This window comes from Vannielia litorea (genome assembly GCF_900142295.1).
Classification (GTDB): domain Bacteria; phylum Pseudomonadota; class Alphaproteobacteria; order Rhodobacterales; family Rhodobacteraceae; genus Vannielia; species Vannielia litorea.
Map to the genome: position 1 here is coordinate 3635642 of NZ_FSRL01000001.1, position 8441 is coordinate 3644082.

At 66.4% G+C, this 8441-nt stretch carries 9 protein-coding genes; 6 read left to right on the forward strand and 3 right to left on the reverse strand.

Going from position 1 to position 8441, the window contains the following annotated elements; all coding sequences use genetic code 11:
* Positions 1–53: 53 nt before the first annotated feature.
* Together BUR94_RS17755 and BUR94_RS17760 are read right to left on the reverse strand one after the other, a co-directional pair.
* Entirely contained in the window at positions 54–1643 is a 1590-nt protein-coding gene (locus BUR94_RS17755; protein ID WP_074257489.1) for an ATP-dependent DNA ligase, read from the reverse strand.
* Positions 1640–2644 carry a ligase-associated DNA damage response exonuclease gene (locus BUR94_RS17760; protein ID WP_074257490.1) on the reverse strand — a complete coding sequence of 335 codons (1005 nt, stop codon included), beginning with the start codon at positions 2642–2644 and terminating at the stop codon, positions 1640–1642. The genes BUR94_RS17755 and BUR94_RS17760 overlap by 4 nt, the downstream gene beginning before the upstream one ends.
* Before the next feature lie 158 nt (positions 2645–2802).
* Between BUR94_RS17760 and BUR94_RS17765 the strand changes: the two genes are divergently transcribed.
* Together BUR94_RS17765 and BUR94_RS17770 are read left to right on the forward strand one after the other, a co-directional pair.
* Positions 2803–3072 carry a DksA/TraR family C4-type zinc finger protein gene (locus BUR94_RS17765; protein WP_074257491.1) on the forward strand — a complete coding sequence of 90 codons (270 nt, stop codon included), beginning with the start codon at positions 2803–2805 and terminating at the stop codon, positions 3070–3072.
* A 124-nt stretch (positions 3073–3196) separates the two neighbouring features.
* On the forward strand, positions 3197–4102 hold the full coding sequence (locus BUR94_RS17770; RefSeq protein WP_074257492.1) for a DMT family transporter: 906 nt from the start codon (positions 3197–3199) through the stop codon (positions 4100–4102).
* On the opposite strand, the gene BUR94_RS17775 is transcribed toward BUR94_RS17770, so the two are convergent.
* Positions 4035–4982, reverse strand: coding sequence for a glycosyltransferase (locus BUR94_RS17775; RefSeq protein WP_074257493.1), 948 nt, complete (start codon positions 4980–4982; stop codon positions 4035–4037). The genes BUR94_RS17770 and BUR94_RS17775 overlap by 68 nt on opposite strands.
* A 301-nt stretch (positions 4983–5283) precedes the next feature.
* Between BUR94_RS17775 and rpsL the strand changes: the two genes are divergently transcribed.
* The 4 genes from rpsL to BUR94_RS17795 all read left to right on the forward strand — a co-directional run.
* Complete coding sequence (rpsL, locus tag BUR94_RS17780) at positions 5284–5655, forward strand: 30S ribosomal protein S12 (protein ID WP_074257494.1); 372 nt, start codon at positions 5284–5286, stop codon at positions 5653–5655.
* A gap of 12 nt (positions 5656–5667) precedes the next feature.
* Entirely contained in the window at positions 5668–6138 is a 471-nt protein-coding gene (gene rpsG, locus BUR94_RS17785) for a 30S ribosomal protein S7 (protein WP_074257495.1), read from the forward strand.
* A gap of 27 nt (positions 6139–6165) precedes the next feature.
* The gene (fusA, locus tag BUR94_RS17790) at positions 6166–8289 is read left to right on the forward strand and encodes an elongation factor G (RefSeq protein ID WP_074257496.1); all 2124 of its coding nucleotides are present in this window, start codon (positions 6166–6168) and stop codon (positions 8287–8289) included.
* Positions 8290–8346: 57 nt separating this feature from the next.
* Positions 8347–8441, forward strand: a 95-nt coding sequence (locus tag BUR94_RS17795; RefSeq protein ID WP_034866829.1) for a GTP-binding protein, incomplete at its 3' end; no start/stop codon positions are given.

The following is an 8441-nucleotide window of genomic DNA, read 5'->3' on the forward strand; positions in this document are numbered from 1 at the left end:
CGCAGCGATGCGGGGCCCCTTTGCTTTGGGCGGTGATCCGGGGCGGCCCGGTTCTAGCCGTAGGTCGCCAGCATCTCCTTCAGGTCGGCGAGCGTGTTCGCCTCCGAGGCGGGCTTGTCGGTGCGCCAGCGCAGCATGCGCGGAAACCGCAGGGCGACACCGGACTTGTGGCGCGGCGAGGCCTGGATGCCCTCGAAGGCGATCTCGAAGACGTGGTGGGGCGTCACCTGCCGCACGGGGCCGAACTTGGCTTGCGTGTTCTTGCGCACCCAGGCGGTGATCTTGCGAAACTCGGCGTCGGTCAGGCCGGAGTAGGCCTTGGTGAAAGGGGTGAGCTCGTTGCCGTTCCAGACCGCGAAGGTGTAGTCGGTGAAGAGGTTGGCCCGCCGCCCGCTGCCCGGCTGGGCGTAGATCATCACCGCGTCGATGGTCAGCGGGTCGATCTTCCATTTCCACCAGTCGCCGCGCTTGCGCCCCGAAAGGTAGGGGCTGGCGCGGCGCTTGATCATCAGGCCTTCGGCACTGTGGTCGCGGGAGGTGGCGCGTTCGGCGGCGAGGGTCTCCCAGCTTTGGAACGGTACCTCGGGGGAGAGCCGGATGGGGGCCTCGGCGGGGACATCGGTCAGCAGGTTAGTGAGCGCGGCCCGGCGCTGCTCGAAGGGGGTCTGGCGGATGTCCTGCCCGTCGTGCTCCAGGAGGTCGTAGGCCATCAGGATGACCGGGGCCTCGGTGAGCAGCTTCTTCGGCACGGTCTTGCGCCCGATCCGCTTTTGCAGGGCGTTGAAGTTGAGCGGAGCCTCCTTGGCAAAGGCGAGGATCTCGCCGTCGATCACGGTGCCCTCGGGCAGGTGATCGCGCAGCCCGGCCAGTTCGGGGAAGCGATCGGTCATCAGGTCTTCGCCCCGCGACCAGATGTGATGCTCGCCGCCGCGCAGGATGACTTGCCCGCGGATGCCATCCCACTTGCGCTCGGCGTGCCACTCGGCCGGGGGGCCCAGATCCTGCGGATCATCGACCGGGTGCGCCAGGTAGAAGGGGAAGGGGCGGGAGAGGTCGGCCATCGGGTCTTCCGCCTCGATCAGGGCGTCCCAGGTGGTGGTTTGCGGGGTCCAGTTGCCCATGAGCTTGTGGGTCAGCGTGGTCTCGTCCTGCCCCGTCACCTGCGCCAGAGCCCGCGTCATGAGCCTGGCGCTGACCCCGACGCGGAAGCCACCTGTCAGCAACTTGGTGAACAGGAAGCGTTGATCGGGCACCAGCGCATCCCATGCGGCGATGATGCCAGCCCGGCGCGCGTCGTCGTCCAGCGTCGAGAGGTGTTGCAGCGTCTCGATCCAGTGGGTCAGGCTGTGCTCCTGCGGGGCGGCCGGCTCGGGCAGGACGAGGCTGATGGTTTCGGCGAGGTCGCCGACGACGTGATAGCTCTCGTCGAAGAGCCAGTCGGGCAGGCCGGCAACCTCCGCTGCCCAGAGGCGCAGCCTGGTGGTGGAGATCACACGCTTGGGGCGGCGGCCGGTGAAGAGGGCGATGGTCCACAGGCGGTCGGTGTCGGGGGCGCTGGCAAGGTAGTCGGCCAGCGCGGCGACCTTGGTGGTGGTCCTGGTGCTCTCGTCCACACGGGCGTAGAGGGTTGCGAACTGTTTCATCCGGCCTCCTCCGCATCCTCGCCGCCGTAGTCGCTCGACACCACATGCGCGTCATAGCCCTGTTCGGCCAGGTACCGCGCGAAGGGCCCGGTGTAGCCGTGGGTGACGAAGACGCGCTCGGCGCCGGTGCTCGCAATGGCGGCATTCAGCCCCTCCCAGTCGGCGTGATCCGACACGATGAAGCCGCGATCGGTGCCGCGTCGCCGGCGCACGCCACGCAGGGCCATCCAGCCCGAGGCAAAGGCGGAGGCCCCGTTGCGAAACCGCCGCGCCCAGTTCTGGCTGGTGCTGCCCGGCGTGGCGATGATGAGCGCGCCGGGGTGCGACGTGTCGGAGACATCCTCGGTGATCTGGGTGGTGTCGGGCAGGGCGGTGCCCTGTGCGCGCAGGACGGCGTTGGTGTTCTCCACGGCGGTGACGGTCAGGATCGGGCCGATGCTCGGGTCCACGCTGCGCATCAGCCGCTGCGCCTTGCCGAGGGCGTAGGCTTCGAGGATCGAGGGCCGCCCGGCCGCCGCATTGGCCGCCCACCACGCGTTGAGCTGTTGTGCGAGGATGTCTTGCGGGGTCCATTTGAAGACCGGCAGGCCGAAGGTGCTTTCGGTGATGAAGGCATGGCAGCGCACGGGCTCGAAGGGTTCGGACAACCCGTCATCCACCGTCTTGTAGTCGCCGGACGCGACCCAGACCTGCCCCTTGACCTCGACCCTGATCTGGGCCGATCCCGGCACATGGCCCGCCGGGTGGAACGACACGGCCGCCTCGCCGATCCGGCGCGTCTCTCCGTAGGCGATGGTGTCGATCCGGGCCGCCTCGCCGAGCCGGTGGCGCATGACAGGTGCCGCAGCCTCGGTGGCGAGGTAGCGCCCCATGTCGGGGCGGGCATGGTCGGAATGGCCGTGGGTGATCAGCGCCCGGGGCACGGGGCGCCACGGGTCGATGTGGAAGTCGCCGGCGGGGCAATAAATGCCGCTCTCGGTAAAGGTCAGAACATCGCTCACGGGGGAGGAGATAGCGCCGGGGTCGGGTTTGCAAAGCCGTGCTTGGGGCGGGAAGGCGGGAGGCCCGCGGGTCGGGCCCGAGGAAGACCGGCGAGGGCGGCGGGGCTTGCACGGGTAACGCGGGGGATTACCTTTATCGAGTCGAAAGGAGTGCAGGCATGGCCGGTGGATGGGCGAAGGACGGGGCGGTGAGCGAGCAGATCGAGGCCTCGATCAGCGACGAGCTTCAGCGGATGCGGGCGAGGGGCGGCCCGCAGGGCGAGAGCCTGACCCATTGCGCCGAATGCGAGGAGGAGATCCCCGAGAAGCGGCGGCTGGCGATTCCGGGCGTGAAGCTCTGCATCGACTGCCAGCAGGAGCGCGATGGGCGCTACGAGGCGCGGGGCGGCATCAACCGGCGCGGCTCGAAGGACAGCCAGCTGAAGTAAGGCGCGCCTTCAGCGGCCCCACAGGGGCAGGGGCTGCGGGCCTTCCCCCGGCGCGTGAGCGCACCGCCAGCGGGGCGGTGGAGAATGCTTGCGCTTGTCACACAATCCTCCTACCGCTGGCAGCATGGCAGAGCTGTCCGAAAACCTCCGTGGCGCGGTGCTGATGACCGCCTCGATGGCGGCCTTCACCGTCAACGATACCTTCATCAAGTCGCTGGCCGACGACCTTCCGCTGATGCAGACCGTGTTCCTGCGCGGCGCGGGGGTGACCCCGCTGCTGGCGCTTCTGGCCTTGTCGCGCGGGGCGCTTCGGTTCCGGATGGCGGGGCGCGACGCGGGGCTGCTGGCGCTGCGCAGCATTGCCGAGATCCTTGCGGCGCTGTTCTTTCTCACCGCGCTCTACAACATGCCGCTGGCCAACGCGACGGCGATCCTCCAGGCCGCGCCGCTCATGGTGACGCTGGCCGGTGCCCTGTTCTTTGGCGAGGCGATCGGGATCTGGCGGATGTCGGCGATCCTGGTGGGCTTTGCCGGGGTGCTCCTGATCGTGCAGCCGGGGGGCGAGGGCTTTACCAGCTACTCGATCTGGGCGCTGGCGGCGGTGGTGGCCGTGGTCGCCCGCGACGTGGTGACCCGCAAGATGAGCGGCGCGCTGCCCTCCCTGACGGTGGCCACCGTCACCGCCTTCTGCGTGGGCGCGGCGGCCGGGCTCGCGGCGCTCTTCGAGCCTTGGGTGCCGGTGAGCGGCGGCTCGGCGCTGGCGCTTGGCGGCTCGGTCGTGTCGATCCTCTTTGCCTATCTCTTCTCGGTCACGGCGGTGCGGGTGGGCGACATGGGGTTTGTCGCGCCGTTCCGCTACACCGGCCTGGTCTGGGCCCTGATCCTCGGGCTGATCGCCTTCGGCGATTTCCCCGGGCCGCTCACGCTCTTCGGCTCGGCGGTGGTGATCGCGGCGGGGCTCTTCACCTACCTGCGCGAGCGGATGCTTTCGATTCGGCGTCGTGAAATTTCGCAAGCGCCTCCCCGGTGATCCCGAAGCTCCTGGACAGGCGCTGGGCCACCTCGCCCTCGATCGGCAGCATCTCCTCGAAGTCCTTCTTCTTGAAGGGCGTGCCGTTGGTGGAGTTGAGGCCGCGCACGAACATGTCTTCGCCGGTGTAGGTGAGGGTGGTCATCTGGCGCCAGATCGTATCGTGCCGGAAGTGGACGACCGTCTTGTCGATGTGGGGGCGGATATAGACGCCGAGCGCCGGGGTCCAGTACTGCCGCTGCTGGGCGCAGGCGCGGATGCCGGTCTCGTCGATGGAGACGGTGAAGCCCTGGTTGTAATCGACGGCGAATTTGTGCTCGCGCTTCATGATGCCCTGGCCGTCGTCGAAGGCCTCGCGGAAGCGCTCGACGAAGCGGTAGCTCACCCCGTCGTCGTCATCGAGACGGAACTGGCCGCAGACGCCGCCATCGGGGTCGATGTGCTCCCGCATCGCCTTGAGGCAGGCCTCGCGGTGGTTGAGCGGCTCGTATTGCACCAGCCGGGCCTGGGGCAGGGTGGCGAGCAGGTCCTTCAGGCGCTCGTCATAGGCCCTGGGGAGCTGGTTGCCGGCCAGCACGACGAACTTGAAATCCTCGTCGGTCTGCAACCGCAGGCCGGGGAGAGTGAAGGTTTCGAAATAGCGGAAGCGCTCCTCCAGCCGCTCTTCGCCATAAAGAAAGTCGATCCGGTCCTGGATGGTGTCGTGCTCCCGCCGGAAGCCGCCGTAGCAGGGATAGGAGAAGCGGCAGATGCCGAGAATCTGTACGATGAGACTGGTCCTTCGGGTCTGGATGTGGCCCCGGCGGCAAGGTAGGGGGCGCGGGGTGGCGAGGCAAGGGCGCGGCGCTATTGGCTGATCTCCGCGCCGGGAGGGGCACATTCGTTCCCGAGCCGCCTTGCAAACCCCCAGAGGTGTTGACAGCCCCGCCGACTCCCCCTATACGCCGCGCTCACGGGATGCCGGGGCCCGCCCCAACTGTGTCCTCGTATCAAAATCGAAGTGGCCACGATCCAGGCAGCATGTGCCTCGATCCTCTGAGATTCCACCGCGTCGTTTCCGGCAGAGGAAGCGGGAGCGGTATTTGCGTTTGGCGTTCCGCCATTCGCGAGCCTTGAACCGGCGCCGGGCGGTGCACAGCCCGCGCCAGAGATGAACGAACGAGCGAGACGGGGAAACCGGAATGCCCACGATCCAACAGCTGATCCGCAAGCCGCGGCAGCCGAAAGTCAAACGATCCAAGTCGCAGCACCTCGAAGGCTGCCCGCAGAAGCGGGGCGTCTGCACCCGCGTCTACACCACCACGCCGAAGAAGCCGAACTCGGCCATGCGGAAAGTCGCCAAGGTGCGCCTGACCAACGGCTACGAGGTCATCAGCTACATTCCCGGTGAGAGCCACAACCTTCAGGAGCACTCCGTTGTCCTGATCCGTGGCGGCCGTGTGAAAGACCTTCCCGGCGTTCGTTACCACATCCTGCGCGGGGTGCTCGACACCCAGGGCGTCAAAGACCGCAAGCAGCGCCGCTCGAAGTACGGCGCGAAGCGTCCGAAGTAAGAGGAAGCACAAATGTCCCGTCGTCACGCTGCCGAGAAGCGCGAAGTCCTGCCTGACGCCAAATTCGGCGACAAGGTTCTGACGAAATTCATGAACAACCTGATGATCGACGGCAAGAAGTCGGTCGCCGAGCGCATCGTCTACAACGCGCTCGACCGGGTTGAGAGCAAGCTGAAGCGGTCGCCCATCGAGGTGTTCGAAGAGGCCCTCGACAACATCAAGCCGTCGGTCGAGGTTCGCTCCCGCCGGGTTGGTGGCGCCACCTACCAGGTGCCCGTCGAAGTGCGCCCCGAGCGTCGCGAAGCGCTGGCCATCCGCTGGCTCATCGCCGCCTCTCGCGCCCGCAACGAGAACACCATGGAAGAGCGTCTGGCCGGTGAGCTGATCGACGCTGTCCAATCTCGTGGCACCGCCGTGAAGAAGCGCGAAGACACCCACAAGATGGCCGATGCCAACAAGGCGTTCAGCCACTACCGCTGGTAACCAACACTCAAGCCTGAGGACACACCAATGGCCCGCGAATACCCCCTTACGCGCTACCGTAACTTCGGGATCATGGCGCACATCGACGCCGGCAAGACCACCACGACCGAGCGTATCCTTTACTACACCGGCAAGTCGCACAAGATCGGCGAAGTGCACGACGGTGCTGCGACCATGGACTGGATGGAGCAGGAGCAGGAGCGCGGGATCACCATCACGTCGGCTGCGACCACCACCTTCTGGCAGCGCCAGATCGACCCGACCTCCGAAGGCACCAGCGACACCAAGTTCCGCTTCAACATCATCGACACCCCCGGCCACGTCGACTTCACCATCGAAGTCGAGCGTTCGCTGGCCGTGCTCGACGGTGCGATCTGCCTGCTCGACGGCAACGCCGGCGTGGAGCCCCAGACCGAGACCGTCTGGCGCCAGGCCGACCGCTACAAGGTTCCGCGCATCGTGTTCGTCAACAAGATGGACAAGATCGGCGCCGACTTCTTCAACTGCGTGAAGATGATCAAGGACCGCACCGGCGCGACCCCGATCCCGGTGAACTTTCCGATCGGTGCCGAAGACCAGCTCGAGGGCATCGTCGACCTGATCCACATGGAAGAGTGGGTCTGGAAGGGCGAAGACCTGGGCGCCTCCTGGGAGCGCGGCCCGATCCGTGACGACCTGAAGGCAACCGCCGAAGAGTGGCGCAGCACCCTCATCGAGGCCGCCGTCGAGATGGACGACGCCGCGATGGAAGCCTACCTCGAGGGCGAGGAGCCCGACGAGGAGACCCTGCGCAAGCTGATCCGCAAGGGCTGCCTGTCGCTGAGCTTCGTGCCGGTGTTCGGCGGCTCCGCGTTCAAGAACAAGGGCGTCCAGCCCCTCCTGAACGCCGTGGTGGACTTCCTCCCCGGCCCGCTCGACGTGCCCGCCTACATGGGCTTCTCGCCCGACGATGAGAACGAAGAGCGCAACATCGCCCGCAAGGCCGATGACGCCGAGCCCTTCTCGGGCCTCGCGTTCAAGATCATGAACGACCCCTTCGTGGGCTCGCTCACCTTCACCCGGATCTACTCCGGCGTTCTGAAGAAGGGCGACAGCATCACCAACTCGACCAAGGGCAAGAAAGAGCGCATCGGTCGTATGATGATGATGCACTCCAACAACCGGGAAGAGATCGAAGAGGCGTTTGCCGGCGACATCATCGCGCTGGCCGGTCTGAAGGAAACCACCACGGGCGACACGCTCTGCGACAGCCAGAAGCAGGTGGTTCTCGAGACCATGACCTTCCCCGATCCGGTGATCGAGATCGCCGTCGAGCCGAAGACCAAGGCCGACCAGGAGAAGATGGCGCAGGCGCTGCAGCGTCTGGCGGCCGAGGATCCGTCCTTCCGCGTCGAGACCGACCTCGAGTCGGGCCAGACCATCATGAAGGGCATGGGCGAACTTCACCTCGACATTCTCGTCGACCGGATGAAGCGCGAGTTCAAGGTCGAGGCCAACATCGGCGCCCCGCAGGTGGCCTACCGCGAGACCATCGGTCACGAGGTCGAGCACACCTACACCCACAAGAAGCAGTCGGGTGGTTCGGGCCAGTTCGCCGAGGTCAAGATGGTCATCTCCCCGACCGAGCCGGGCGAGGGCTACTCCTTCGAGAGCCGCATCATCGGCGGCACGGTGCCGAAGGAATACATCCCCGGCGTCGAGAAGGGCATCAAGTCGGTCATGGACTCCGGTCCGCTCGCCGGCTTCCCGGTGATCGACTTCAAGGTCGCGCTGATCGACGGCAAGTTCCACGATGTGGACTCCAGCGTTCTGGCGTTCGAGATCGCGTCGCGGATGTGCATGCGTGAAGGCCTCAAGAAGGCCGGCGCCAAGCTGCTCGAGCCGATCATGAAGGTCGAGGTTGTCACCCCGGAAGAGTACACCGGCGGCATCATCGGTGACCTGACCAGCCGTCGCGGCATGGTGCAGGGCCAGGACACCCGCGGCAACGCGAACGTCATCAACGCCTTCGTGCCGCTGGCCAACATGTTCGGCTACATCAACAACCTGCGCTCCATGTCCTCGGGCCGGGCGAACTTCACCATGCAGTTCGACCACTACGAGCCGGTGCCGCAGAACATCAGCGAAGAGATCCAGGCCAAATACGCCTGACCCAACCTGTAGGGTGCGCCCGGGCGGCGCACCCCCCGCAACGACAAGGAGGCCACCATGGCTAAGGAAAAGTTCGAACGCAACAAACCGCACGTGAACATCGGGACGATCGGGCACGTTGACCACGGGAAGACGACGCTGACCGCGGCGAT